The organism is Curtobacterium sp. VKM Ac-2922, from assembly GCF_022815645.1.
GTDB lineage: Bacteria > Actinomycetota > Actinomycetes > Actinomycetales > Microbacteriaceae > Curtobacterium.
Window position 1 is genome coordinate 12,780 of record NZ_JALGRO010000003.1, and the last position, 25,523, is coordinate 38,302.

The following is a 25,523-nucleotide window of genomic DNA, read 5'->3' on the forward strand; positions in this document are numbered from 1 at the left end:
ACCGGCCTGGAGGCACGGATCACCCGGGCGGGCGCGCCCGGTCCGTCAGCGTGTCGCCCGCAGGCGAGCGAGCTGCTTCAGCACGTCGGTCAGGGCCGCCGGGTCGGCGACGCGGTACCCGGCGACGGTGTCGCCCGGGCCGACCTTCACGCCGACGTCACCGGCGCCGAGCACCCGGAAGGCGTCCTCGTCGGTGACGTCGTCCCCGGCGAAGAGGACCGAGTCCGCGCGGCGGAGCTCGCGCAACCGGGCGATCGCGTCGCCCTTCGTGACGTGCCGGACGGCGAACTCGACGATGTCCTTGCCGCCGCGCTCGAGCACCTGGGGGTCTGCGTCGTGCGCGGCCTGGCTGGCGGCGGCGTTCGCCTGGGCGGCGACCTCGGCGCTGACCCGGCGGGTGTGCACGCCGTGCCCCGCGGGCTTGTGCTCGATGACGACGCCGGGGAAGCGCTCCCCCACGGCGTCGAGCGCGGCACCGATGCGGGCGACACGCGCCCGTTCGTCGTCGGTCAGGGCCGCTTCGTCGTGGCCGTCCACCCGCCACTCGACGCCGTGCGACCCCACGAGGGACATGTCGTCGGGTGCGTGGCTGACGCGGGCCAGGCTGTCCAGGGGACGCCCGGACACCAGCACGACCTCGGTCCGTGCCGCGCGCTGCAGGGTCAGGACGGCCGCCCAGCTGCCGGGGAGCGCACCGACCTGGCCGGGGTCGTCGGCGAAGGGTGCCAGCGTGCCGTCGAAGTCGAGCGCGACCAGGAGCGTGCCGGAGCCGGCGAGGTCTGCCAGGGCCGTGTCGAGCCCTGGGGCTGCCGTCTCGTCGACGTGCGGGGTCTGCTCAGGCATCACGGTCCTCCCGGGTGTCCTCGGCGGCACGCGCGGTCTGCGCGTCCTGGTCGAAGATGGACATGTTGTCGGTCTGTGCCTCGCGGTGTGCGGGCTCGGTCGCGGACGGATCGATCCGCGCGTCGCGGGGGGCGTGCCGGTCGAGCGCCTCGAGGAACGACCGCGACCAGCGCGCCACGTCGTTGTCGCGGACGCGCTTGCGGAGCGCGCGCATGCGGGTCGAACGCTCGCGGCGGGGCATCTCGATCGCGCGTTCGATCGAGTCCTTCAGCGCGCCGATGTCGTGCGGGTTGATGATGACCGCCTGCTTCAGCTCGTCGGCGGCACCGGCGAACTCGGACAGGATCAGCACCCCGTCGTTGTCGAACCGACTGGCGACGTACTCCTTCGCGACCAGGTTCATGCCGTCGCGCAGGGCGGTCACGAGCATGATGTCGGCGGCCAGGTAGAGCGCGACCATCTCCTCGCGCGGGTAGCCGTGGTGCAGGTACGAGATCGGCTGGTGACCGATGGTGCCCAGGTCGCCGTTGAGCCGTCCGACGCTCAGTTCGATCTCGTCGCGGAGCAGCCGGTACGAGTCGACCCGTTCGCGGCTGGGGCTGGCGACCTGCACGAGGGTGGCGTCCTCGACCGCGACCCGGCCGTCCTCGACCAGTTCACCGAACGCCTTGATGCGGTGCCGGATGCCCTTGGTGTAGTCGAGTCGGTCGACCCCGAGCAGCACGGTCTTGGGGTTGCCGAGGCCCTCGCGGATCGCACGGGCCCGTTCCTGCACCTCGGGGCGGCGGGCGATCTCCTCGAAGCTCTCGGCGTCGATCGAGATCGGGAAGTGGCGCGCCTCGACGTGACGGACGGTGATCCCCTTGCGGCTGCGCGGTGCATCCGGGTCGTCGACCGGCACGTCGATCGTCGTGCCCTTGGTCGTGTAGCCCTTGATGTGGCGGACGGCCCGCAGGAAGTCGCTGGCGTCGTCGTGGCGCTGGAACCCGATGACGTCCGCCCCGAGCAGCCCGTCCAGGATCTGCGCACGCCACGGCAGCTGCGCGTAGATGCCGACCGGGGGGAACGGGATGTGGTTGAAGAAGCCGATCGTCAGGTCGGGGCGCAGTTCGCGCAGCAGCGCGGGCACGAGCTGCAGCTGGTAGTCCTGCACCCAGACGATGCCGTCCTGCTCGACGATCTCGGCGATCTGCTCGGCGAAGCGCTGGTTGACGCTCTTGTACGCGTTCCACCAGTCGCGGTGGTAGCTCGGGTGCTCGATGACGTCGTGGTACAGCGGCCACAGGGTGTCGTTGCTGAAGCCCTCGTAGTAGTCCTCGACGTCGCTCGCGCTGAGGGGCACCGGGACGATGTGGATGCCCTCGTTGTCGAACGGCTCGACCTCGACGTCCGGCTGGCCGACCCATCCGACCCAGGCGCCGTCGTTCGCGCGCATGACCGGCTCGAGCGCCGTGACCAGCCCGCCGGGCGAGTGCCGCCAGCCCTCGTTGCCGTCCTCGTCGACGACGCGGTCCACCGGCAGGCGGTTCGAGGCGACGACGAAGGAGTACTTGCTGGACGAACTGGAAGGAGCAGACACGGCTCGCAACCTACCAGCGCGCCGACACCCGGTTCCCGGCTGCCCTGCGGCTGAGCGTATGCTGAGCGTCGTGTCGGGGGGACACGGCGTGCCGGAGGGCGGTGCGCGGCCGCCCGGCCGGAGAGGAATCCGCCGTGAGCGACGTCCCGCCCGAATCCTGGGGTCCTTCAGGACCGCCCATGCCCGGTCCGGGGGCCGACGGCAGCGGTGGTGCCGGTGCTGCCGGTGGCCCTGGTGGCCCTGGTGGCCCCGGTGGTGCCGGTGCCGCCGCTGGACCGCCGCGTGAGCCGGACGCCCTCGGTCGTCTGCTCGGCTCGATCGGCGGACGCGACTGGCTCGCCGCCGCCCTGGCCGGAGTCGGCGCCTGGGTGGCCGCGTACGTCGTCGCCGGGATCTCGCTGCTGCTCACCGTCGCCGTGGTGGCGGCCGGCGGATCGGGCGACTCGTTCGGTGGCGCCACACTGCCGGAGACGGGTGGCGCTGCATCGACCCCGGACGTGCAGAGCCTGCTGTCCGGTGTCAGCGTGCTGCTCGGTGCCCCGGCGCAACTCGTCGCGCTGGCCGACTTCGGCCGGTTGCACGTGTCGGGGTCCGTCGCCCTGTTCGGGGTGTCCGGCGCAGCGTCGATCGGGGTCGTCCCGCTCCTGGTGCTCGTCGCCCAGGTCGTGCTCGCCGTGGTGCTGACCCGTCGGATCCGCAGCCGTGTGCTCGGACTCCCCCAGGTGCTCGTCACGTCCGCTGTGACCGGGATCGTGCTGACGGCGTTCACGACGATCGCCGGGCTCGTGCTCGCGATCCGCTTCCCGGCGACCTCCGGCGTCACGATCGGGGCGGTGCACGCCGTCGGTGCGAGCAGCATCGTCGGCGCGTTCGTCGTCGGTGCCGCGTCGGCGTTCCTCGCCCGTCCCGCGATGCTCGTCCGGGGTCGTGTGGTGCTGGCCCGCGCGCTCGGGACCGCACGGGTGGCGACCCTGCAGCTCGGGTCCCTGACCGTGGTGGTCGCCGTCGTGCTGGTGCTCGTTGCGCTCGTTACCCAGCCGTCGTGGGGGTCGGCGCTGCCCGTCGCCATCGGCAACCTCGCGCTCGCACTCGTCGCACTCGGGTTCCTCGGGGGCATCGGGGCGTCCGGCTTCGGCAGCGCGGCACAGACCGGCTCGGCGTTCGGCGGGACCACCGGGTGGATCTGGCTGGTCGTCCTGCTCGTCGTCGTCGCCGCGCTCGTCGCCGGGCTGTTGCTCGCCGTGCGCCGCAACGACCGGGTCCGCACGACGCTGGACTGGGTGGTGACCCCGGCGGTCTGGCTGCTCGCCGGTGTCGTGGTGTTCGTGCTCGGGACGGTCGTCGTGTCGTACAGCGCGACCGGGTCGAGCGCGGTGTCCGGCGCCGGGTCGGCGGGCGTCGCGCCGTGGACGCCCGTCGTGTTCGCCGTCTGGGGTGCGGTGATCGAGGTCGTCGCACGGTTCCTGGCGCCCCTGCTGCTGCCCGTGCTGGGTGGGCGCGTCGTGCTGCTGGCGTCGAAGGTCGTCGGCGCTGATCCGCGTGCGGTCGTCGCCCCGGCGTGGGGAGCCGCTCCTCCGGCGTGGGACGGCGGCCGGTCCGGTGTCGGCACGGCTGGCCCCGCCTCGGCTGCCGACACCGGTACGGTCGGTACCGGGTCGCAGGACTTCGCCGGTGCCGGGTCGCGGGCCTTCGTCGGGCCGGAGGCGGCGAGCGCCGCTGCGCCGATGTCGCCCCGCGCCCGCAAGGTCCTCGTCCGCTCCCTGGTCGCGGCCGGCGTGGTCGTCGTCGTGGTCGTCGCGGGAGCGGTCACCACCGGCGTGCTCCGGTCGAACGTGTGGGGCCCCGCCCCGACCGTCCGCAGCTACGTCGCGGCGATCGCCCGCGGCGACGCCACGGCCGCCGACCGCATGAGCGAGGTCCCGGGCGACGCGTCGATGCTCGACGCCACGGTGCTGCGGAGCGCGACGGACCGGCCGGCCGACGTCCGCGTCGGTCGCGTCGTGACGAGTGGTGACACCGCGACCGCGACGGTGAGCTACACGCAGGGCGGCAAGAACCGCTCCGGGCAGGTCGCGCTGCGCCGCACGGGCACCAGCTGGCTGGTCAAGGACGAGTGGCGGATCACGACGCCGCTCGCGACCCGGCTGTCGGTGGCCGCGTCGTCGGCACTCGAAGGCGCTCCGGTGACGGTCGCGGGCAAGCGCGTCGGGAAGATCGAGGACGGCACGTTCGCCTCGCTCGCCTACCCCGGCACGTACCGCATCCAGGTCGGTGGGTCGAAGTACTTCGTCGGCGGCACGAAGACGGTGTCGGCCGGCTCGTCGGCGTCGAGCTCGTACGTGGACTTCGAGCCGAAGGCGACGGAGCAGCTGACGACCGACGCCCAGAAGTGGGTGGAGGACCTCATCACCACCTGCGCCGCCAAGACCGACGTCGACGCGCTGGACGGCTGCCCCTGGTACGGGCCGTACGACGCCGACGGCCCGGTGAAGTACACGGTCACCACGATGCCGAAGCTCGAGATCGAGGCGACCGGGTCGGGCACGGTCGAGGTGCGGAGCACGTCGGACGGCGTCATCGGGTACGACTACACGTCGTTCTTCGGGGACTCCGGCCACGCCGAGGACAACTTCGACGTGAACGAGTACCTGAAGGTGCAGGACGGCAAGCTCGTCAGCGCCTACTGACGACGATCCGGACCCTGTCCGTCCTGCGAGCCCCGGGCACCACGTTGCCCGGGGCGCGCAGTCGTCGCTCACTACGCTGTGGCACATGGTCAGCACGCGCTCGTGGCGGAACGGATCGGCAGCCGAGCGGGACTTCCCGGTGGAGCGGGTGTCGGACTGCATCGCGGACGGTGACGGCTTCGTGTGGGTGGACTACACGGACCCACAGGCGTCGGACCTGCGACAGCTCGAAGAGGAACTCGACATCCACGCGCTCGCCGTCGAGGACGCGGTCGAACGGGGGCAGCGACCGAAGCTCGACCGGTACCGCGACAGCCTGTTCCTGGTCGTCTACGACGTGCAGGGACGCGACGACGCCGGCGCGCTGGTCACCCGCGAGGTCAAGGCGTTCATCACGAAGCACGCGCTGGTGACGATCCACGGACCCGAGGTCGACACCGGGGCGATGGAACGCCGGCTGGACTCGAACGCCGACCTGGCCGGGCACGGTGTGCCCTGGTTGGTGTGGGCACTGCTCGATGCGGTCGTCGACCACGCCACGGCCGAGGTCGAGGCGATCGAGCAGGACATCGACGAGCTCGAGGACGACCTGTTCGAGCGCAGCGACCCGCGCGAACAGCAGATCCAGCGCCGGTCGTTCGCCCTGCGGAAGGCCCTCGGGGTGCTCCGGCGGCTGGTCGTGCCCACCAGGGACAGCGTGGCGTCGCTGCTGCACGGCGACGCCGACACGATCGTCGACGGCGTGCGTCCGTACCTGCGCGACGTCGAGGACCACCTGGTGTCGATCGCCGACTCGGTCGACCAGCTCCGCGACGCCGTGTCGAGCGTGCTGGACACGAACTTGAACCTGGCGTCGAACCGGCAGAACACCGTCATGAAGAAGGTCACGAGCTGGGCAGCGATCATCGCCATCCCCACCGCCATCACCGGCTTCTTCGGGCAGAACGTGACGTTCCCGGGCGAGAGTTCGTGGAGCGGGCTGTTCCTGTCGCTCTCGCTCATCGTGGTGACGTCGCTCGTGCTCTACCGCGCGTTCAAGCACCGCGACTGGCTGTAGCCGCAGCGCACGACCTCGCACGGCGCTGGCGAGCACCGTGCGAGGTTCGCGCCACGTGCCCGGTTGACGGCGTGGTGCGAGGAAACAAGCACGCACGGGGCGAACAAGCTCGCACCAGCAGACAACCGAGCACGGCGCGCTCCGCTACAGCCGCAGCGCGAGGACGCCGGCGACGACGGTGAGCGGGGCGACGACGCAGCCGAGCGCCATGTACCGACCCCACGACAGGTGCACACCCTCGGCGGCGAGCCGCGCGTGCCACAGCAGCGTCGCGAGCGAGGCCCACGGCGTGATGAGGCAGCCCGCGTTCGCGCCGATCAGCAGGGCCGCGTAGCGCAGGGCGTCGTGCCCGGCCGCCGGCTCGAGCACCAGGTACGCCGGCAGGTTGTCGATCGCGTTGGCGGCGACCCCGCCAGCGCCGGCCAGCGCCAGCAGCGAGCCGGTGCCCGAGCCGCCCGGCAGCGCGTTCACGAGCGGGTCGGTGATGCCGGTCGTGTGCAGCGTCTCGACGACCACGAACAGCCCGGCCGCGAACACGAGCGTCGACCATGGCACGCGCGAGGGCTTCAGTTCGGACGGTGCCCGGAACGCGGCGACCACGACGAGCGCGAGTGCGGCGAGGACCGCGGCGATCCACACGGTGACACCGGCGGTCAGCGCGATCACCAGGGCGACCAGCACGATCGACGCGGCGGTGAAGAACACCCGGTCGGCCGGCGGGCGCACCGACACCGGTGTGTACCGGCCGAAGAGCTTGCCGCGGAACACGACGAGCAGCACCGCGCACGGCACGACGACCCCCGCGAGCGCCGCCCACACCATCAGCCCGGCGAACGGGATGGGTCCGTCGAGCCCGATCTTGTCGACGGCCAGCAGGTTGGTCAGGTTCGACACGGGCAACAGCAGCGACGCGGTGTTCGCCAGCCACACGGTGGTGAGCGCGAACGGCATCGGCGGCAGGCCCACCCGGCGGGCGAGGGCGATGACGATGGGTGTCAGCAGCACGGCGGTGGTGTCGATGGACAGGAACACGGTGCACAGCACGGCGAGCACGACGACCGCGCCCCACAGCCCGATGGCGCGGCCACCACCGACGCGCGCGGCCAGGTCGGCCAGACGGTCGAAGACCCCGGCGTCGGCGGCGAGCTCGGACACGATCGTCAGGCCGAGCACGAACCCCAGCACGGGCAGCACCCGGTCGGCGAGTTCGATCAGGTCGGGAACGGGCAGCAGGCCGAGCGCGACGCACACCGCGCCGATGACCAACAGCACTGCACCGATGACGGCTTGACGCACGACGACTCCTTGTGTGGGGTACCGCCACCGGCGGCGCTCCAATGTAGCGACCAGTAGCGTGGCCTGAGACGACGACAGGAGGAATCCGTGCGCAAGTTCTTGTTCAACGGTGCGGTGTGGAGTTCGATCATCAGCGGCTACAGCGTGATCCAGACGACGCGTCAGGGTCCGCGTGACTGGCGCCTCGCCCTGACGTGGGTTGCCTGGCTGGCGACCACGGTGGTGGCGATCGGCACGGTGGTGGAGGACGACCGCGCGGTCCGCGCGCGGCAGCCGTGCCCTGCGGGGTCAATCATCGGGGGCTGAGGGACCGGAGGCCGGGTGCCTGCTGGCACCGGGCCTCCTGTGTGTCCCGGGTCTGGTCTACCGCTCGGACGGCGGGATGTGCGCGGTCTGGATCGGTCCGGTGAAGAGCGCTCCGCGCTCGTCGTCCTCGCGGAAGAGCGAGCTGTCCCCCTCGGTGGAGCGGCCGCGTCGGCGCAGCGGCGTCGCAGGCTCGGCGAGCTGCACGCGTTGGACGGGCAGGGCGTCCGGGTGGGTGCGCTGCAGCCAGTCGACCATCTCCTCGCGGACGTAGCACCGCAGGTCGAACAGGCCGCCCGCGTCCGGGGCGGTGACCAGGACACGGACCCGGACCAGCCCGCCCACGGCGTCGGTGACCTGCAGCACCTTGGTCCGGCGGTCCCAGATCGTCGACGTCTCGAGGATCCGGTCGAGTTCCTTCCGCATCTCGGCGGGGCTGACACGCCAGTCCAGGTCGAACTCCACCGCGCCGAGCAGTTCGCTGCTGGTGCGCGTCCAGTTCTCGAACGGGGTGGACGTGAAGTACGTCGAGGGCAGCACGAACCGGCGGTCGTCCCACAGGTGGACGACGACGTAGGTCAGCGTGATCTCCTCGATCCGGCCCCACTGGGTCTCGACCACGACGACGTCGTCGACGCGGATCGACCCGGAGAACGCGAGCTGCATGCCGGCGATGACGTTGCCCAGGGTGGACTGCGCTGCGAGGCCCGCGATCACGGAGATGAGTCCGGCCGAGGCCAGGACGCTCGCGCCGGCGGCCTCGACCCCGGGGAAGGTCAGCAGGATCGCGCCGACGCCGATGATGACGAGCACGGCGACGGTGACCCGCCGCAGGATCAGCACCTGCGTGCGGACCCGTCGCGCGACGCGGTTGTCCGGGACGTCGACGCGGTAGCGGTGCAGGCCGAGGCTCTCGAGGAACACCGCGAGCTCGCACGCCAGCCAGGTCCCGACACCGATCGTGACGACGAGGAACGCGTGCGAGACGTGGTCACGCCACGGGTACGCGTCGGTGTTCGGGATGGATGACGCGAACGCGATCCAGAGCAGCACGACGAGCAGCATCGTGCGGACGGGGTGCTTGGTGCGCCGCGAGAGCGCGGCGGCCCAGCGTTCGCGTCGACCGAGCCCGCGGAACACCAGGTGCAGGACGAGAGCGGCCACGGCGGTCGCCAGCAGGGCGAACCCGACCGCGACCAGGAGCTGGAGGAGGATGTCCATCCGCCCATGGTGCCAACTCGACGACGGGCGTGGCCCAGTCGCCGGACGACTCGGTGCGCATGTAGCGTGTCGGCCATGACAGCGCAGAACGACACAGGCGTGGAGCAGGCGCCAGCGAACGACTTCTCGCACGAGCAAGAGGGCTACCAGCACGGGCTGAAGCCCCGGCAGCTGCAGATGATCGCGATCGGCGGTGCGATCGGGACCGGGTTGTTCCTGGGTGCCGGTGGACGCCTGCACACCGCCGGGCCCGCCCTGGCCGTCGTGTACCTGATCGCGGGCGTGTTCGCGTTCTTCATCCTGCGGGCGCTCGGCGAGCTCGTGCTGCACCGTCCGTCGTCCGGGTCCTTCATCTCGTACGCGCGCGAGTTCTACGGCGAGAAGTTCGCCTACGCCGCGGGCTGGATGTACTTCCTGAACTGGGCGATGACCTCGATCGTCGACACCACCGCGGTCGCGCTCTACCTGCAGTACTGGCGGGCCTTCACCGCGGCGCCGCAGTGGCTGCTCGCCCTGATCGCGCTCGTGGTCGTGCTCGCCGCCAACATGGTGGCCGTCAAGGTCTTCGGTGAGCTGGAGTTCTGGTTCGCCATCATCAAGGTCGTCGCCCTGGTGGCGTTCCTGGTCGTCGCCCTGATCTGGCTGATCTTCGCGTTCCCGGTCGAGACGGGTGGCGAGGCCGTCCGGACGGGCTTCTCGATCTGGCAGGACAACGGCGGCCTGATCCCGAACGGCCTGCTGCCCGCGGTGCTCGTGGTGCAGGGCGTCGTCTTCGCCTACGCCGCGATCGAGCTCGTCGGTACGGCGTCCGGCGAGACCCAGGACACCGAGAAGGTCATCCCCCGCGCCATCAACTCCGTCGTGTTCCGCATCGCGGTGTTCTACGTCGGGTCGGTCGTGCTGCTGTCGCTGCTGCTGCCGTACACGTCGTACAAGGAGGGCGAGAGCCCCTTCGTGACGTTCTTCTCGTCGCTCGGCAACCCGCAGGTCGGGGTGATCGTCGGTTCGATCATGAACTTCGTGGTGCTGACCGCGGCGCTGTCGTCGCTCAACGCCGGGCTGTACTCGACCGGCCGCGCACTGCACTCGATGGGCATGAACGGTTCGGCGCCGAAGTGGACCACGAAGATGACCAAGGGCGGTGTGCCGTTCGCCGGCATCCTGCTCACCGCGGCCTTCACCGTCGCCGGTGTCGCCCTGAACTACTTCGTCCCGAAGCAGGCCTTCGAGATCGCGCTCAACATCGCCAGCCTCGGCATCATCACCGCCTGGGGCACGATCATCCTGTGCCAGATGCGGCTGCGGCAGTGGGCGAAGCAGGGCAAGGCGAAGGAACCGTCGTTCAAGCTGCCCGGCGCCCCCGTGACCGCGTGGCTCACGCTGGCGTTCCTGGTGTCGGTGCTCGTGCTCATGGCGATCGACTGGCCCGTCGGCACGCTCACCATCGCGTCGCTCGTGATCATCATCCCGCTGCTGATCGTGGGCTGGTTCCTGCAGCGCGACCGCATCCTGCGCATCGCCCAGCTGCGCGAGGGGGTCACGGGCCCGTACCCGATCACCGGGCGCGACCCCGCGAACCAGGTGCGCCGCGACGGCGACGGGAACTGACCCTGTCCATCCAGCGCGAACCGCGCGGCGACAGCGTCGGCCGGTCGGGCACCCGCCAGTACGATCAGCGGGTGCCTGACCGTGCCGCTCCCCCGATGCTCGACCTCCAGCTGACCTGGCGGGGCTGCTTCGGGCGCGTCCGGGTGTTCCCCGACCGGGTGCACGCCGAGACCAGCTTCGAGCGGGACGCCCTCGAGCCGGTGCCGATGGACGCGGTGCGCGGCTGGCGCATCGAGCCGTGCGACTTCGATGCCGTGTGCGTGGAGTTCCTCACCCCGGACGACACCTGGCGGGTGCTGCTCGACACGTCCGACGAGCAGGTCGCCGCGCTGGCGCTCCGCCGGGTCCTCGGGCAGCCGGCACCCACCGAGTCCTGACCGACCGGCGCAGCCCACCCCGCGGCGCGGACCGGTGCGGGTCCACCCCGCGGCGCGGACCGGCGCGGGTCCACCCCGCGGCGCGGGCCGGCGCGGGTTCAGCCCACGGCGTACTGCATCACCCGGAACGGTGCCCCCTGCGGGTCGACGTCGTCCGCGGCGCGGGTGAACGGCCCCTCCCACGTCGAGCGCACCTGGCCACCGAGCGACTCGATCAGCGCCGTCGTCCGGTCGCGGTCGACGACCCCGAACGTGACGTACCAGTCGTCGGGGCCGGCGTCGATGCGGGCCAGGGCGGCCACGACGTCGGCGAACCCGGGCGGCGCACCGGCCTGACGTTCGCGGATGTGCGGGTCCGACGTCGCGGCCAGGTGGTCGCCGTACCCGGGGAGCAAGAGCATCGTGCTCGGCCCCTCCTGCACACCGGAGAGCTCCCAGCCGAACAGCTGCTGGTAGAACGAGAACGCCGCGTCGGGCTCGGTGGAACGCAGGTCGCTGAACACCCAGCCCCCGGGCGCGTTGATGTGCTGCGCGCCGAGGCGGTCGCGGGCCTGCCACAGCGCGAAGGCTGCCCCGCGCGGATCGACACACGTCGCGCCGCGTCCGGCGCTGCCACCCGGTCCGGCGTCCGTCGGCGCGGTCGCCGTCCCGCCCAGGTCGACGACGCGGGTGACGACCTGGTCGACGTCGTCCACCGCGATGGTGGTCCACCACGCGGCGGGGTCGTCGCTCGAGGCGATCGCGCCGACGTCACGGCCGTCGAGTGTGGCGATCCGGTACGACCCCGGCACGGACGGCGGCAGTCGCTCCTCGAGCTGCCAGCCGAACAGGGCGGCGTAGAAGTCGGCGGCGGCGTCGGGATCGGGGAAGCTCCCCTCGATCCAGCTCGGGACGCCCTGCGGGTACGTGCGCGGTGTCGCGTCGGTCATCGTGGCCTCCGGTCAGGTGCGGCGGATGCGCCCCGGTCTACTCCGTCACCGTGCTCCGTGACCAGCTCCCGGACCGGGACTGAGCGCCTCAGTCGTCGGTGTCGACGGTGTTCGTGACGACGTCACCGGACCCTGCGTCGATCCGGATGCTGTGCTTCGTACCCGAGGCATCGCGGACGTCGCCCTCCCAGACGACGGTGCCGGCGTGGTCGTCGAGTCCGAGCTCGGTGACCGAGCCCGCGACGGCGCCGGTGAGTCGGTCGGCAGCTTCCGCCACGTCGAGCTCGGCAGCGTCGACGATCCGCTGGTTCTCTTCGACGTCGTCGGGGTCCGTGCCGTCGGTCCGCGGCGCACCCTCGGCCCCGGTGCCCGCGGCGTCGGTGTGGACTTCGCGCTCGGTGCCGTCCTCGGCGACGACCAGCACCTCCCAGGCTGAGCCGTTCCGCTCCTGCTCGATCGACACCACGGTGCCAGAGCCGACGGCCTTGCGGGCGGTGGCGGCTGCGTCGACGAGGGCGTCGTTCGACCGGGCAGCGGCGCTGGGAGCGGTCGTGGCCCCGCCGGGGGTGTCGCCGGCGGCCACCGTGGCGCCGTCCGAGGGGTCGTCAGCATCGGCACAGCCGCTGACGGCGAGGCCGCCTGCGAGGAGGACGGCGGCGGAGAGCGCGATGCGGCTGGTCCGGGTCATGTCGGTGATCATCATGGGAGCGAGCCTGGCTGGCGAGTGCTGAAGCAGACCTGAAGTGGGCTGAGCGGAGACCGGGCGCCCGGGACGCGCGTCAGTCGCCGACCGGCATACGCACGACGAACCGTGCACCACCACCGGGCGCGTCCTCGACCACCACGCTGCCACCGTGCGCGCTCACGGCGTCGCGGACGATCGCCAGGCCCAGGCCGGACCCGCCGTCATCGCGACCACGGGCCTCGTCCAACCGGACGAACCGGTCGAACACCCGCTCCCGCTCCGCCACGGCGATCCCGTCGCCGTCGTCCTGGACCGTCAGCTCGGCGATGGTCCCGACCTGCCGCACCCCGACCGCGACGATGCCGCTGGCATGGCGTGCAGCGTTGTCGACGAGGTTCCGGACGACCTGGCCGAGCAGCCGCCGGTCGCCGCTGACGCGAGCAGGGCCGATCCCCGAGCCGTCCGCGCGCACCCGGCCCTCGGCGCGCACCCGTGACACCTCGGACAGCGCCAGGTCGTCGAGGTCCACCGGCCGCCGCTCGACGAGCCCGCGTTCGTCCAGGCGGGAGAGTTCCAGCAGCCCGTCGACGAGCGCGGCCAACCGGTCGTTCTCGGCGAGCACGACGTCGGTCAGGTCGGTCAGACCGATCCGGTCCGGATGTGCCCGGGCAACCGACGCGTGCTGGCGCACCGAGGCGATCGGCGACCGCAGTTCGTGGGAGGCGTCCGACACGAACCGACGCTGCGCGGCAGCCGACCGGTCCAGTCGCTCGAGCATGTCGTTCATGGTCGCGGCGAGCCGAGCGACCTCATCGCCCGTCGACGGCACCACGACGCGAACACCTCGGGACCCACCGCCGACCTCGGCGACCTGGCTCCGGATCCGTTCGACCGGTCGCAACGACCGGCCCACGACGACCCACGTGCCGATGCCCATGAGCAGGACCAGCAGCGGCACCCCGACCGCGAGCAGTGTCACCACCGTGGTCGTCGCCGTGTCCGCCGCCTCGAGCGACGACCCGAACACCACGGTGGCCTCGGAACCGTCCGGCAGGTCGACGTCGTCCGCCACGAGCAGCCACCGCTCCCCGTCGTGCGACCACCGAGACTCGTCGGTGCTCGGCAGCGCGGGTGGGTCGGCGTCGTCGCCGTGCGCCAGGACCCGACCGTCATCGCCGACGACCTGCACGAGCACGTCGTCGTACCCGTCGACCGCCCGTGCGCCGTCGGTCTCGACCCGGGCGGTTGCCTGTTCCAGTCCGCTCTCGGCGCTGGTCCGCACGCCGTCGAGCAGCACCAGCCGCAGGACCGTCACGAACAGCACGGACCCGACGACCAGCGCGGCGGACACCAGCAGCACGGCGGCCAGCGTCGTCTGTGCCCGCACACTCCGCGGCGGCCGCAGCAGGGAGCGTGCTGTGCGCTCACCCACCGTGCACCGCCAGCCGGTAGCCGGCACCGCGTACCGTCTCGATCGTGGCTCGCCCGAACGGCCGGTCGACCTTGCGCCGCAGGTGCCCGACGTACACCTCGACGATGTTCGGGTCGCCGTCGAAGTCGACGTCCCAGACGTTCTCGATGACCTGCCGCTTCGAGCAGACCTGGCCTGCCCGGCGGACCAGGAACTCGAGGACCGCGAACTCTCGACTCGTCAGGTCGAGCGGGACGTCGCCGCGCGAGACGGTGCGGGCCGCCGGGTCGAGCGCCAGGTCGTCGACGGTCAGGACCGCCGGGCGCTCGCGAGCACCACGACGCACCAGGGCACGCAGGCGCGCGACGAGCACCGGGTGCGAGAACGGCTTCGTGACGTAGTCGTCGGCGCCGGCATCGAGCGCCTCGACCTGGTCCCACTCGCCGTCCTTCGCGGTGAGCATGAGCACCGGCGTCCAGTCCTGCTCAGCGCGCAGTGCGGCGCAGACCGCCCAGCCGCTCAGGCCGGGCATCATCAGGTCGAGGACGATGGCGTCGTAGTCGAACTCCCGCGCGTGCCAGAGGCCGTCGACGCCGTCGTGCGCCACGTCGACCGCCCATCCCTCGGCCTCGAGCCCTCGGCGGACGCCGTCCGCCAGCCGGACCTCGTCATCGACCACCAGGACACGCATGGACGGCAGTCTGTCGGGTGCCGCTGAAGCGCCGCTGAAGTCGCGGCTGGCGCCGAGATGGACGGGAGGCCCGTGGCGGCGTCGCCACGGGCCTCCCGTCCGGTGTGGGCCGGGGTCAGACCGCGGTCAGACCAGTAGCAGGATCCCCGCGACCACTGACGCGAGCGTGATCGCCATCGCGATGACCAGCAGGACCAGGTGCACGCGGTAGAAGGTGGTCGGACGGCCCGATGCGTCGCGTGCGCGGGTGTCCTTGGCGACGCGCTGGAAGAAGCGCGGCCAGGCGACCAGGTTGAAGAGGGCACCGACGAACAGGACGACTGCGGCGAAGACGAGCACCCGTTGATCCTACCGATCGGCCGAGCGGGCCTGATGCCAGCGGGCCAGATGCCAGCGGTGGCGCTCGGCCGCCCCCAACGCGGCCGAGTCCCACCGGCGATCACCACACGGATGTAGCAATTGCTACAGACCTTACACGGTGGTCGAGACGTCGTCGAGCCACCCGTTCGGGGCGACGTCGCGTTCGGCGCCGTGCCGGGCTCCGTGCACGATCCGCAGTCGTGCCGGACCGGTCCACGCCGCGACGAGGGCACGACTGGTCGCCAGGGGAACGGTTCGATCGGCGTCGCTGTGCACGACGAGCAGCGGCATCGCGTGCCCGGTCACCCTGGGCCGTCGGAGCTGGACGGGTGCGGCCTGTCCGGCGAGTCGCGACAGTCCGGGCACCGCGAGCACCACCGACACGGCACGACCCAGGCTCCGTCCCAGCACGCCACCGCCGACGCCGTGCGCGATGGTGGGGACCCAGTCGGTGAGCGGTCCGGTGAGCACCACGGCGCGGACCGTCACCGGCAGCGGGTCGTCGGACGCCAGCGCTCGCAGCCACAGGAACGCGCCGAAGGACCAGCCGAGCAGGACGACCTGTTGCGCACCGTGCTCGGCGGCGTACCGCAGCCACGCGCGGGCCTCGTCGGTCTCCCGCACGCCGAAGCCGTGGCGCCGCGTCGGCCAGTGGGCGGAGTGCGCCGCGAACAGGCAGGTGTACCCGAGCACGGCGAGACCCGGGGCGATCTCCTGGTGGCGGAGCGGGTGCGAACCCAGGCCCGGCAGAGCCAGGGCCCACCGCGAACCGTCGCCGACGCTCGGCGCGACCCACCCCCGCAGCTCGTGTCCGTCGACGTCGTGCACGTGCACGCCACGCAGTCCGGCGTCGGGCTGCGGTGCGGGCGCGGGTGGCTCGTGCACCGCAGCCGCACGGCGGGCGACGAGCGCGGTCGCCGTGAGCGCGAACGTGGCCGCGGCGAGGGCGACTCCGACCGCGGTGGCACGAGCCGGTGGGCCGGGTCTGCCGACGACGAGCGCGGGGCGGCCGCTACGCCACATCGAGCGCGGCTTCGGCGCGGGCGAGCACCGCGCGCTCGCGATCACTCAGCGAGGACCGTGTGCTGCGGACGCCGTCGTTGATCTCGACGATGAGCCGACTGAGCCGCGTCGCCGGGTCGTCAGTGTCGGGGTACTCGTTGTCGCTGCCGAGCCGGGCGTGCAGCGGCGCGAGGGTCTGGATCGCCCGTTCGACCTGGCGTGACCGTCGCGCACGGGCGGTCCGGTGTCCGATGACCAGCAGGAGCATGCCCGATGCGACGAAGACCACCGCGCCCGGGGTCAGGACGTCGTAGGGCAGCGAGAGTGCCCGCGTGACGGACAGGTCCCCCAGCACGTGTGCCAGGTCCATCACCACGACGACGACCATCCGCACGACGCCGAACACCCCGCCGACCACGAGCACCCACAGTCCGACCAGGTCGGTGCGGGAGCGGGCTTCGCGCAGGCGCAGCACGCAGATCACGCCCGTGGCGCCGAGCGCGACGCCCAGGTACACCGTCTGCGCGATCGAGTACACCGCCGCCGCAGCGTGGCCGCCGGCGTCGAGCATGAAGGTCGTCGTGGTCGGGGGCTTGTCGAGCACGGTGAACGCGGTGACGATCACGATGCCGACGACCGCGCACGCCACGATGATCGCGTTGCGCAGCCAGGGCCCAGCGGCACCGACGGCCTTCGCCACGCCCCACAGCAGCGTGCTCGTCCCCGCGATCATCAGGCAGTCGCTGATCACCGTCACCAGGTTGAACCCGCCGAACACCGGGTCGAGCCAGCGGTACAGCGGGTCGATGTTGGTGACGATCGTGGCGCAGAACAGCAGGAAGGTGACGGCGAGGGTGCGATCCTGCCCGCGCTGCAGCACGAAGAGCACGACGGCCCCCACGACCAGCAGCGCCGCCTGGACGACGGCCAGGATCACCGCGACGCTCCCGTCGGCGAGCGACGCGGCATCATCCGAAGACGCCGCGGAACGCGCTCGGGCGCCCGCGGTGGTCGCGGATCAGGGCGGCGAGTTCGTCGGCGAACAGCTCGGCTTCGCGCTCGAAGTCGTTCTCGAACAGCCCGCGGGCCATCGCCCGTTCGACCTTGTACTCGGGCAGGTCGGGGATGACGTCACGGATGTACGCCGCCTGCGCCGAGGCCTGGTGGTGCGCGTGCAGCACGTGGCCGAGCTCGTGGCCGATGACGAACGACCGGAAGGTCGAGGAGGGGGTGGGCGAGATCATGATGAGGTGCTGGTGCTCGAGCGTCGCGACGAACCCGCACACGGGTTCAGCGGCCAGGAAGGCTTCTTCGCGGACGACGATCGGCTTGCCGACCACCTGCGCAGCAGCGGAGACGGCCTGGTCGACGCTCGACCATCCCTCGGCACGACCCCGTGCCCAGAACTCGGCGACGTGGTCGCTCACGGCACGATCCCGCGCTGGGACTCTTCCTCGATCACCGAGGCGATGCGCCGGAGTGCCTCGGGCGAGAGCTCGCCGGGGAACGTCCGCGCTGCGAACCCGCTGACCCGGGCGGACCGCAGCGAACGGACGAGGGCGAGCTGGGCGCCGATGCGCTCGGGGACGTCGCTGTCCTCGAGCAGGAAGCGCTCGTCGACCTCGAAGAAGCCGGCGAGCAGCTGCAGCAGCGCGGTGTCCCGGTTGCGCCGACCGTCACCGGAGAGCATGTAGGTCCACTTGGCCCGCGAGAGCGACCCTCCGCGCGAGTCGACGTAGTCCTCGATCGCCGAGAACGGCACCGGCGTGCCGCGCTGGGACTCCTCGAAGTCGAGCAGCAGGTTGAGACGGCGAGCGAGCTCGGCCGCGTCGAGGGCACCACCCTTGGGTTCCCGTGTCATCACGTTTCCCGACCCCCTCGGATACACGGGAACCCCCGCCGGAGCGAGGGTTCCTTGTTCGTGGTGCACCCCCTCGGACTTGAACCGAGAACCCACTGATTAAGAGTCAGTTGCTCTGCCAATTGAGCTAGAGGTGCATGCCCGTGATGCTTGGGCGGTGTTGTGGTGTGTGCCGCAACGGGAATCAACAATAGCATGGGTTTCGCGTGCCGGAGACCACCTGTCGGCACCGACTGAACAGGAGCACCATGACCGATCGTCTCGCCGCCGGCGACACCGCACCCGACTTCACGCTGCCCGACCAGGACGGTGTCGAGCACGCCCTGGGATCGCTCCGTGGGCGCAAGGTCATCGTGTACTTCTACCCCGCCGCGTCCACCCCGGGCTGCACCACCGAGGCGTGCGACTTCCGCGACAACATGTCGTCGTTGCAGGCCGCCGGGTACCAGGTCCTCGGCGTCTCGAAGGACGACCTGCCGGCGCTCAAGCGGTTCCAGCACGAGCAGGCACTGACCTTCCCGCTGCTCAGCGACCCCGACCTGGCCGTGCACCGGGCGTACGGCGCGTGGGGCGAGAAGAACAACTACGGCAAGGTCGTCACCGGCACCATCCGTTCGACGATCGTCGTCGACGAGGACGGCCGCGTCGAGCTGCCGCTGTACAACGTCAAGGCCACGGGCCACGTGGCGAGCCTGCGGAAGAAGCTCGGCCTGGTCTGACCGGACGCAGCGCACGGACCGGAGGCGCGGGGGGCGCCGGGCCCCCGCCCCCGGTCCGTGCGGTGCGGGGCTACTCGACGCGACGCGCCAGCGCGGCCGTCACCGACTTCGACAGCACCAGCGTGATGGCGACCAGGGCGGGTAGCAGCAGCGCCCAGCCGACCGACGGGACGCGGAACACGCCCTGGAACGCACCGATCGCCAGCGCTCCCTGCAGGACCTGCCACACGATGATGCCGCTGCGCACCCACGAGCGAGACCGCCAGAGTCCGACGAGCATCGAACCGAGCCAGAGCGCGGCGATGGCCGTCAGCACCGTGAGCGCGATGCCCGAGGCGATGCTCGACGCCGGCGAGACCAGGACCTCGACCAGCAGGAACACCGTCGCTGCCACCAGGGCCGCGAACTCGAGCGCGACCACCACGAGCAGCACGAGCATCGCCCGGGAACGCGGCTGGCGCGGCGGCTCGTGGGGGTCGAGCAGATTCGAGGTGGGCTCAGACACAGTGATCCTCCAGCATTGCAACCCTTGATTTGGCCATATCAGTATGGAACGATGTTCGAGGTCGTTTGGACGGCACGATGTGGTGTGCGTCTCCCGTGGTTCGATGCTCCTCCCCTGAGCATCTGCGGGCGTCGGACTCTCCCCGCACGGTTTCCTCCCCACAGGATCCTCCCGTACGTCACATGAGCATGTGCAGAGTCCTCGAGCCCCGAACCACGGCCCCGGCCTGCCGTTCGAGCATCGACATCAAGGAGCACCACCACATGGACTGGCGTGACAAGGCAGCCTGCCTCACCGCGGACCCCGAGCTCTTCTTCCCCGTCGGGAACACTGGTCCCGCGGTGGACCAGATCGAGAAGGCCAAGTCGGTGTGCGCACGGTGCACCGTGACCGAGATGTGCCTGCAGTACGCCCTCGAGAACAACCAGGACTCGGGCGTCTGGGGCGGCCTCAGCGAGGACGAGCGTCGCGCGCTCAAGCGCCGCGCCGCTCGCGCTCGCCGCGCCTCCTGACGCAGCAGCACTGACGCACCAGCACTGACGACGACGCCCGCCGGGCCCCTCGGGGCGCGGCGGGCGTCGTCGTGCGCGCGCGGTGCGGGGTGCATGCCGGCCCGTTCGCACAACCAGGAGCACGGCGCACCACGCGAACACGTGGCGCGGGGTGACTTCCGTTGTGCGGGGGCAGTCGCAACCGCCTGGAGGCCCGCGACCGGTCCGACGGATCGGTGGCGGGCCTCCAGGCGGTCGCGTCGCTACGCGGCGGCGGTCTCCCACCGGAACGGGATCGAGATCGTGACCTCGGTGCCGCTGCCGGTCAGGGTGTGCCAGTCGATCGTGCCGCCGAGCTCACCCTGGATGAGCGTCCGGACGATCTGCGTGCCGAGCCCCGAGCCGACCTTGCCCTCGGGGAGCCCGACGCCGTTGTCGCGGACCTGGATCGACAGGTGGTCGTCGGAGCGGTGCGCGACGATCTCGACCTCGCCGTCACGACCGTCGAGGCCGTGCTCGACCGCGTTGGTCACGAGCTCCGTGAGCCCGAGGGCCAGGGGTGTGGCCGCTTCGGACGGCAGCACGCCGAACTCCCCCGTCTTCTTCGGGTGCACCGTGGTGTTGTGCGACGCCGCGACCTCGGTGACGAGCTTGAGCACGGAGTCGAACACCTCGTCGAAGTCGACGTTCTGGCTGAGCCCGGTCGACAGCGTGTCGTGCACGACGGCGATCGCGGCGACGCGGCGCATGGCGTTCTGCAACGACGTGCGGGCTTCGTCCGAGTGGGTCCGCCGAGCCTGGATGCGCAGCAGGGACGCCACCGTCTGCAGGTTGTTCTTGACGCGGTGGTGGATCTCGCGGATCGTCGCGTCCTTGGTGATGAGCTCGCGCTCCTGGTGCCGCATCTCGGTGACGTCGCGGCAGAGCACCACGGCGCCGATCCGCTCGCCGTGGTCGCGGAGCGGGATCGACCGCAGGGTGACCGTGACGCCCTTGGACTCGATGTCCGCGCGCCACGGTGCGCGACCGGTGACGACGAGCGGCAGGGACTCGTCGACGTCGAGCTGCTGCCCGAGGAGCTCGGTGGTGACCTCGGCCAGGGACTTCCGCTCGAGCTCTTCCTCGTAGCCCATGCGGTTGAAGGCACTGAGTCCGTTCGGGCTCGCGAAGGTGACGATGCCGTTCGTGTCGAGGCGCAGCAGACCGTCACTCGCGCGCGGGGCACCGCGGCGCGGGCCGGCCGGTGCGCCGAGGTCCGGGAAGTCCCCGGTCGCGATCATGCCGAACAGGTCGTTCGCACTCGCGGTGAAGTTCAGTTCCTGACGACTCGGCGTGCGGGACTCGTCCTGGTTCGAGTGGCGGGTGACCACCGCGATCGGACGGTCGGTCGTCTGCTTGCTCTTCGGGCTGAGCCGCCGCAGCACCGGGATGGCGCGGACGCGGGTCGGGGTGTCCTCGTACCAGTCCGGCTCGGCGGAGTCCGTGACGCGCGCGCTGGCGAAGCTCTGGGTGACCTGCTCGCGCCACTCCTCGCGGATCTCCTGCCCGACGATGTCGCGGTAGAACAGGGTCGCAGCGGACGACGGACGGGCGTGGGCGACCGCGACGAACGAGCCGTCCTCGGCAGTCGGGACCCACAGCACCATGTCCGCGAAGGACAGGTCCGCCAGGAGCTGCCAGTCGCCGACGAGCAGATGGAGCCACTCCACGTCGGCTTCGGAGGACCGGCCTTGCGCGAGGACGAGATCACTGAGGGTCGACACCGCATCAGTCTAGGTGCGACGGCCTGTGGAGAATCGCTCTCCGTCCACAGGTGAACGGTCGATGAAATCTGAATGTTGCATTCCCCATACGCTCGATCTCCGACGGAAGGGGCCCGGGTGGCGCGGGAAGCACAACGGATCGATGACGATGCGGAGGAGCCGCGACGAGCACTGCGGCCGGGCTCGGGCGGCGCAGTCGCACGCCGGCCCGACCAGCCAGCGGGCGGGGCCGACGGCCAGGCGACCGGGCCAGGTGACCCGGCGGAGACAGCCCGCGCGCTGGCGCTCTGCGTCGCCGAGATCCTCACGGGAGCACGAGAGGTCGACAGCATCGCGCGGTGGATCACCGAGGACGTGCATCGACATCTGCAGCAGCGTGCCGCGTACGCCGCGCGGGCTCGATCGGCGGCGCGACGACACAGCCGGCGGGCGTCGATCCGCGTCGGCGGTGCCGTGGTCAGCCGTCCGGCAGAGGGCGTGGCCGAGGCGAGTGTCGTGGTGCACACGCGGTCGCACGCCCGAGCGGTGGCGATCCGGCTCGAGGTGCGGTCGGGCCGGTGGCGGGCGACCGCGGTCGCCATGCTCTGACGGCGGCGACGCGCTCGACGGGGTGTGCCCGGCGTGGTGTGCCCGGCATGCGACGCGCCCGGCGGGGCGTGCCCGGCGGGGCGTGCCCGGCGGGGCGTGCCCGGCGGGGCGCGAGCACGGTGTGCGACGCGCCCGGCGTGCCGTGCCGCGAGCACGGTGTGCGACGCGCCCGGCGTGCCGTGAGCGGCACGCCGCGACGCGCCCGGCTTTGCGCCGCACCCGCGTGCGGACGTCGCACCCCGTCACCCCCGGGCGCGACGTCCGCCCGGGGGTGCGACGGAACCGCCCCGGGGCAGGTTCGACCTGCCAGACCCACACCGAGCCTCCACAGCGGCACACACGCGCGCACCGCACCCCCCGTGCGCACATCGCACCCCGTCAGCCACGGGCGCGACGCCTGCCCGGGGGTGCAACGCGCCCACCCCGGGGACAGGCACCACCCGTCAGACCGACGCCGAGCCTCCGCAGCGGCACACACACGCACCGCACCCCCGTGCGCACGTCGCGCCCCGTCACCGACGGGCGCGATGTCCGCCCGGGGGTCCGACGCGACCGCTCGGCGGCAACGGCGCCGACGCCGACGCCGGCCACGACGAAGCCGCCCTGAGTCCGGCGCGGTCGTGTCGGACCGTCGCCGGGCCCCTGAGCGGCTCGTCGTGGGCGGTGTCCGGGAGCGTCAGCCCTTCTTGGCGGCCTGACGACGGTCGGCACGGTTGGTCGCCGTCGCCTGGCCGGTAGCCGTGGCAGCCGAGCCGAACGCCGAGCCCTTCTCGGGCGCGACTTCCGCTTCTTCCTCGGCCTGGGCGCGCTGCGCGAGCGCGGTTGCGGCCTGTTCGAGGCGCCCCTGCTCGTCGCGGACCTCGACCTCGCCGTCGATGGACGGTGCCGAGAACTCGAGGCCAGCGACCTCTTCTTCGTCCAGGCCCTTCGCCTGGATGACCGCGTTCTCGCCGTCGGACTGCACCTGCACCTCGAGGTTGAACAGGAAGCCGACCGACTCTTCGCGGATCTGGCCCATCATGCTCTGGAACAGCGCGAAGCCCTCGCGCTGGTACTCGACGAGCGGGTCGCGCTGCGCCATGGCACGCAGGCCGATGCCGTCCTTCAGGTAGTCCATCTCGTACAGGTGGTCGCGCCAGCGGCGGTCGACCACGGAGAGGACCACGCGGCGCTCGAGCTCACGCATGGCCTCTTCGCCGAGGGTCTCCTCGCGCTGGGTGTAGGCCAGCTTGGCGTCGGAGAGGATCTCGCGACCGAGGAACTCGCGCGTCGCCTTGCCCTTGGAGCCGGCCTCGGTGATGACCTCGTCGATGGTGATCGAGATCGGGTACAGCGTGCCGAGCTCGGTCCACATCGCGTCGAGGTCCCAGTCGTCCGGGGAACCTTCGCTGGTGTGGGTGTCGATGACGTCGTCGATGACGCTCTTCAGGAACGACTGCGTGCGTTCGTGCAGGTCGTCGCCCTCCAAGATGTGGCGACGGTCACTGTAGATCGCCTCGCGCTGGCGGTTCAGGACGTCGTCGTACTTCAGCACGTTCTTGCGGATCTCGGCGTTGCGGCCCTCGACCTGCGACTGGGCCGAGCGGATCGCACGCCCGACGAGCTTGTTCTCGATCGCCAGGTCGTCCGGCACGTTCGAGCGGCCCATGAGGCTCTCGGCGGCGCCGGAGTTGAAGAGCCGCATCAGGTCGTCGGTGAGCGAGAGGTAGAAACGGCTCTCGCCCGGGTCACCCTGACGGCCGGAACGACCACGGAGCTGGTTGTCGATGCGACGCGACTCGTGGCGCTCCGTGCCGAGGACGTACAGTCCGCCGGCTTCGCGGACCTTGTCACCCTCGGTCTCGACGATGGCCTTCGTCGCGGCGAACACCTCGTCCCACGCGGCCTCGTACTCGTCCGGGGTCTCGGTCGGCGACAGGCCCTTGGCGTGCATCTCCTGGACCGCGAGGAACTCCGCGTTGCCGCCGAGCATGATGTCGGTACCACGACCGGCCATGTTCGTGGCGACGGTCACAGCGCCGACGCGACCCGCCTGGGCGACGATCGCTGCTTCGCGTGCGTGGTTCTTCGCGTTGAGGACCTCGTGCTTGACGCCCTTCTTGGCGAGCAGCTTGGACAGGTACTCGGACTTCTCGACGCTGGTGGTACCGACCAGGACCGGCTGGCCCTTCTCGTGCCGCTCGGCGATGTCCTCGGCGACCTGCTCGAACTTGGCCTTCTCGTTCTTGTAGACCAGGTCGGTCTGGTCGAGACGCTGCATCGGCTTGTTGGTCGGGATCGGGACCACGCCGAGCTTGTAGGTCGACATGAACTCGGCCGCTTCGGTCTCGGCGGTGCCCGTCATGCCCGAGAGCTTCTGGTACAGCCGGAAGTAGTTCTGCAGCGTGACTGTGGCCAGCGTCTGGTTCTCCGCCTTGACCTCGACGCCTTCCTTGGCCTCGATCGCCTGGTGGATGCCCTCGTTGTAGCGACGGCCCATCAGGATGCGACCGGTGTGCTCGTCGACGATCAGGACCTCGCCGTTCATCACGACGTAGTCCTTGTCGCGCTTGAACAGGGCGTCGGCCTTGATCGCGTTGTTGAGGAACGAGATCAGCGGGGTGTTCGCCGACTCGTAGAGGTTGTCGATGCCGAGGTAGTCCTCGACCTTCTCGATGCCGGGCTCGAGCACGCCGACGGTGCGCTTCTTCTCGTCGACCTCGAAGTCCTCGCCCGCGGTCAGACGACCCGCGATCGAGGCGAACTCGGTGAACCAGCGGTTGGCTTCGCCAGAAGACGGGCCGGAGATGATGAGCGGCGTGCGGGCTTCGTCGATGAGGATCGAGTCGACCTCGTCGACGATCGCGAAGAAGTGGCCGCGCTGCACCATGTCGGCGGCCTGCCACGCCATGTTGTCGCGCAGGTAGTCGAAGCCGAACTCGTTGTTCGTGCCGTAGGTGATGTCCGCGGCGTACTGCTCGCGGCGTTCGATCGGCGACTGGTTCGCCACGATGCACCCGGTCGTCATGCCGAGCGCGCGGAACACGCGGCCCATGAGCTCGGACTGGTACGACGCCAGGAAGTCGTTGACGGTGATGACGTGCACGCCGCGGGACGGGATCGCGTTGAGGTACGCGGCGGTCGTCGCGACGAGGGTCTTGCCCTCACCGGTCTTCATCTCGGCGATGTTGCCGAGGTGCAGTGCGGCGCCGCCCATGAGCTGGACGTCGAAGTGCCGCATGCCGAGCGTGCGCTTGGCGGCTTCGCGAACGGCGGCGAAGGCCTCGGGCAGCAGGTCGTCGAGGGTCTCGCCGTTGGCGTACCGCTCGCGGAGCTCCTTGGTCTCGTCCTGGAGCTCGGCGTCGGTGAGACTCGCGAAGTCGTCCTCGAGGTCGTTGATGGCCGAGGCGTACGCCTTCAGCCGACGGAGGGTGCGCCCTTCACCGATGCGGAGGACCTTCTCCAGCACGTTTGCCACGTGAACTCCTTACGGGGTCGTCGCGCGCGGGTGGCGCGCCGATCAGCCAGTCATGCTAGCAACCCGCACGAGCGGGCTGCTGTGAGCAGC

General features: G+C 71.1%; 24 protein-coding genes and 1 tRNA gene. 8 read left to right on the plus strand and 17 right to left on the minus strand.

The features are described from left to right. Positions 1-45: 45 nt before the first annotated feature. Together otsB and otsA are read right to left on the minus strand one after the other, a co-directional pair. On the minus strand, positions 46-843 hold the full coding sequence (otsB, locus tag MT346_RS03840; RefSeq protein WP_243561472.1) for a trehalose-phosphatase: 798 nt from the start codon (positions 841-843) through the stop codon (positions 46-48). Continuing rightward, positions 836-2,422 carry an alpha,alpha-trehalose-phosphate synthase (UDP-forming) gene (gene otsA, locus MT346_RS03845; RefSeq protein WP_243561475.1) on the minus strand — a complete coding sequence of 529 codons (1,587 nt, stop codon included), beginning with the start codon at positions 2,420-2,422 and terminating at the stop codon, positions 836-838. Before otsA ends, otsB begins: the two co-directional genes overlap by 8 nt. Before the next feature lie 179 nt (positions 2,423-2,601). Here otsA and MT346_RS03850 point away from each other — a divergent pair, with 179 nt between their 5' ends. Together MT346_RS03850 and MT346_RS03855 are read left to right on the plus strand one after the other, a co-directional pair. After that, positions 2,602-5,109: a hypothetical protein gene (locus MT346_RS03850; RefSeq protein ID WP_243561477.1), complete on the plus strand. Its 2,508-nt coding sequence runs from the start codon at positions 2,602-2,604 to the stop codon at positions 5,107-5,109. An 85-nt stretch (positions 5,110-5,194) separates the two neighbouring features. Beyond that, entirely contained in the window at positions 5,195-6,166 is a 972-nt protein-coding gene (locus MT346_RS03855; RefSeq protein ID WP_243561480.1) for a magnesium transporter CorA family protein, read from the plus strand. A gap of 144 nt (positions 6,167-6,310) precedes the next feature. Here MT346_RS03855 and MT346_RS03860 read toward each other — a convergent pair whose 3' ends face one another. Further along, positions 6,311-7,462, minus strand: a complete 1,152-nt coding sequence (locus tag MT346_RS03860; protein WP_243561482.1) for an SLC13 family permease — start codon at positions 7,460-7,462, stop codon at positions 6,311-6,313. 87 nt (positions 7,463-7,549) lie between these two features. On the opposite strand from MT346_RS03860, the gene MT346_RS03865 reads away from it, so the two are divergent. Continuing rightward, positions 7,550-7,768 carry a hypothetical protein gene (locus MT346_RS03865; RefSeq protein ID WP_243561484.1) on the plus strand — a complete coding sequence of 73 codons (219 nt, stop codon included), beginning with the start codon at positions 7,550-7,552 and terminating at the stop codon, positions 7,766-7,768. Between the two features lie 57 nt (positions 7,769-7,825). Here MT346_RS03865 and MT346_RS03870 read toward each other — a convergent pair whose 3' ends face one another. After that, positions 7,826-8,986 (minus strand): mechanosensitive ion channel family protein, encoded by a 1,161-nt coding sequence (locus MT346_RS03870; RefSeq protein WP_243561486.1) that lies wholly within the window; start codon positions 8,984-8,986, stop codon positions 7,826-7,828. A 75-nt stretch (positions 8,987-9,061) separates the two neighbouring features. Here MT346_RS03870 and MT346_RS03875 point away from each other — a divergent pair, with 75 nt between their 5' ends. Then, positions 9,062-10,594 (plus strand): amino acid permease, encoded by a 1,533-nt coding sequence (locus MT346_RS03875; protein WP_243561488.1) that lies wholly within the window; start codon positions 9,062-9,064, stop codon positions 10,592-10,594. A 71-nt stretch (positions 10,595-10,665) separates the two neighbouring features. Continuing rightward, positions 10,666-10,971 (plus strand): hypothetical protein, encoded by a 306-nt coding sequence (locus tag MT346_RS03880; RefSeq protein WP_243561489.1) that lies wholly within the window; start codon positions 10,666-10,668, stop codon positions 10,969-10,971. A gap of 98 nt (positions 10,972-11,069) precedes the next feature. Here MT346_RS03880 and MT346_RS03885 read toward each other — a convergent pair whose 3' ends face one another. The 10 genes from MT346_RS03885 to MT346_RS03930 all read right to left on the minus strand — a co-directional run bounded on the left by MT346_RS03885 (position 11,070) and on the right by MT346_RS03930 (position 18,047). After that, complete coding sequence (locus tag MT346_RS03885) at positions 11,070-11,900, minus strand: VOC family protein (RefSeq protein WP_243561490.1); 831 nt, start codon at positions 11,898-11,900, stop codon at positions 11,070-11,072. An 88-nt stretch (positions 11,901-11,988) separates the two neighbouring features. Then, on the minus strand, positions 11,989-12,603 hold the full coding sequence (locus MT346_RS03890) for a PepSY domain-containing protein (protein WP_243561491.1): 615 nt from the start codon (positions 12,601-12,603) through the stop codon (positions 11,989-11,991). A 76-nt stretch (positions 12,604-12,679) separates the two neighbouring features. Further along, positions 12,680-14,017 (minus strand): cell wall metabolism sensor histidine kinase WalK, encoded by a 1,338-nt coding sequence (locus MT346_RS03895; protein ID WP_243561493.1) that lies wholly within the window; start codon positions 14,015-14,017, stop codon positions 12,680-12,682. Beyond that, entirely contained in the window at positions 14,010-14,687 is a 678-nt protein-coding gene (locus MT346_RS03900) for a response regulator transcription factor (RefSeq protein ID WP_243561494.1), read from the minus strand. The genes MT346_RS03895 and MT346_RS03900 overlap by 8 nt, the downstream gene beginning before the upstream one ends. A 126-nt stretch (positions 14,688-14,813) precedes the next feature. Next, positions 14,814-15,026 (minus strand): SCO4848 family membrane protein, encoded by a 213-nt coding sequence (locus MT346_RS03905; RefSeq protein WP_243561496.1) that lies wholly within the window; start codon positions 15,024-15,026, stop codon positions 14,814-14,816. A gap of 132 nt (positions 15,027-15,158) precedes the next feature. Further along, positions 15,159-16,070, minus strand: a complete 912-nt coding sequence (locus MT346_RS03910) for an alpha/beta hydrolase (RefSeq protein WP_243561497.1) — start codon at positions 16,068-16,070, stop codon at positions 15,159-15,161. Next, positions 16,060-16,986 (minus strand): hypothetical protein, encoded by a 927-nt coding sequence (locus tag MT346_RS03915; RefSeq protein WP_243561499.1) that lies wholly within the window; start codon positions 16,984-16,986, stop codon positions 16,060-16,062. The genes MT346_RS03910 and MT346_RS03915 overlap by 11 nt, the downstream gene beginning before the upstream one ends. Before the next feature lie 31 nt (positions 16,987-17,017). Then, positions 17,018-17,476, minus strand: a complete 459-nt coding sequence (locus MT346_RS03920; protein ID WP_243561500.1) for an ImmA/IrrE family metallo-endopeptidase — start codon at positions 17,474-17,476, stop codon at positions 17,018-17,020. Next, positions 17,473-17,910: a hypothetical protein gene (locus MT346_RS03925; RefSeq protein WP_243561501.1), complete on the minus strand. Its 438-nt coding sequence runs from the start codon at positions 17,908-17,910 to the stop codon at positions 17,473-17,475. Before MT346_RS03925 ends, MT346_RS03920 begins: the two co-directional genes overlap by 4 nt. A 61-nt stretch (positions 17,911-17,971) precedes the next feature. Beyond that, a tRNA-Lys gene (locus MT346_RS03930) sits at positions 17,972-18,047 on the minus strand. Positions 18,048-18,158: 111 nt separating this feature from the next. Between MT346_RS03930 and bcp the strand changes: the two genes are divergently transcribed. Continuing rightward, positions 18,159-18,629, plus strand: a complete 471-nt coding sequence (gene bcp, locus MT346_RS03935; protein ID WP_243561503.1) for a thioredoxin-dependent thiol peroxidase — start codon at positions 18,159-18,161, stop codon at positions 18,627-18,629. 70 nt (positions 18,630-18,699) lie between these two features. Here the strand turns inward: bcp and MT346_RS03940 are convergent, their stop codons facing one another. Beyond that, entirely contained in the window at positions 18,700-19,134 is a 435-nt protein-coding gene (locus tag MT346_RS03940) for a hypothetical protein (protein ID WP_243561505.1), read from the minus strand. Positions 19,135-19,397: 263 nt separating this feature from the next. Between MT346_RS03940 and MT346_RS03945 the strand changes: the two genes are divergently transcribed. Beyond that, on the plus strand, positions 19,398-19,646 hold the full coding sequence (locus MT346_RS03945) for a WhiB family transcriptional regulator (RefSeq protein WP_017888820.1): 249 nt from the start codon (positions 19,398-19,400) through the stop codon (positions 19,644-19,646). Positions 19,647-19,888: 242 nt separating this feature from the next. Here MT346_RS03945 and MT346_RS03950 read toward each other — a convergent pair whose 3' ends face one another. Continuing rightward, the gene (locus MT346_RS03950) at positions 19,889-21,388 is read right to left on the minus strand and encodes a sensor histidine kinase (protein WP_243561506.1); all 1,500 of its coding nucleotides are present in this window, start codon (positions 21,386-21,388) and stop codon (positions 19,889-19,891) included. A gap of 117 nt (positions 21,389-21,505) precedes the next feature. On the opposite strand from MT346_RS03950, the gene MT346_RS03955 reads away from it, so the two are divergent. Beyond that, positions 21,506-21,976 (plus strand): Rv3235 family protein, encoded by a 471-nt coding sequence (locus MT346_RS03955; RefSeq protein WP_243561507.1) that lies wholly within the window; start codon positions 21,506-21,508, stop codon positions 21,974-21,976. 676 nt (positions 21,977-22,652) lie between these two features. On the opposite strand, the gene secA is transcribed toward MT346_RS03955, so the two are convergent. Beyond that, complete coding sequence (gene secA / locus MT346_RS03960) at positions 22,653-25,433, minus strand: preprotein translocase subunit SecA (RefSeq protein WP_243561508.1); 2,781 nt, start codon at positions 25,431-25,433, stop codon at positions 22,653-22,655. Between the last annotated feature and the right edge of the window lie 90 nt (positions 25,434-25,523).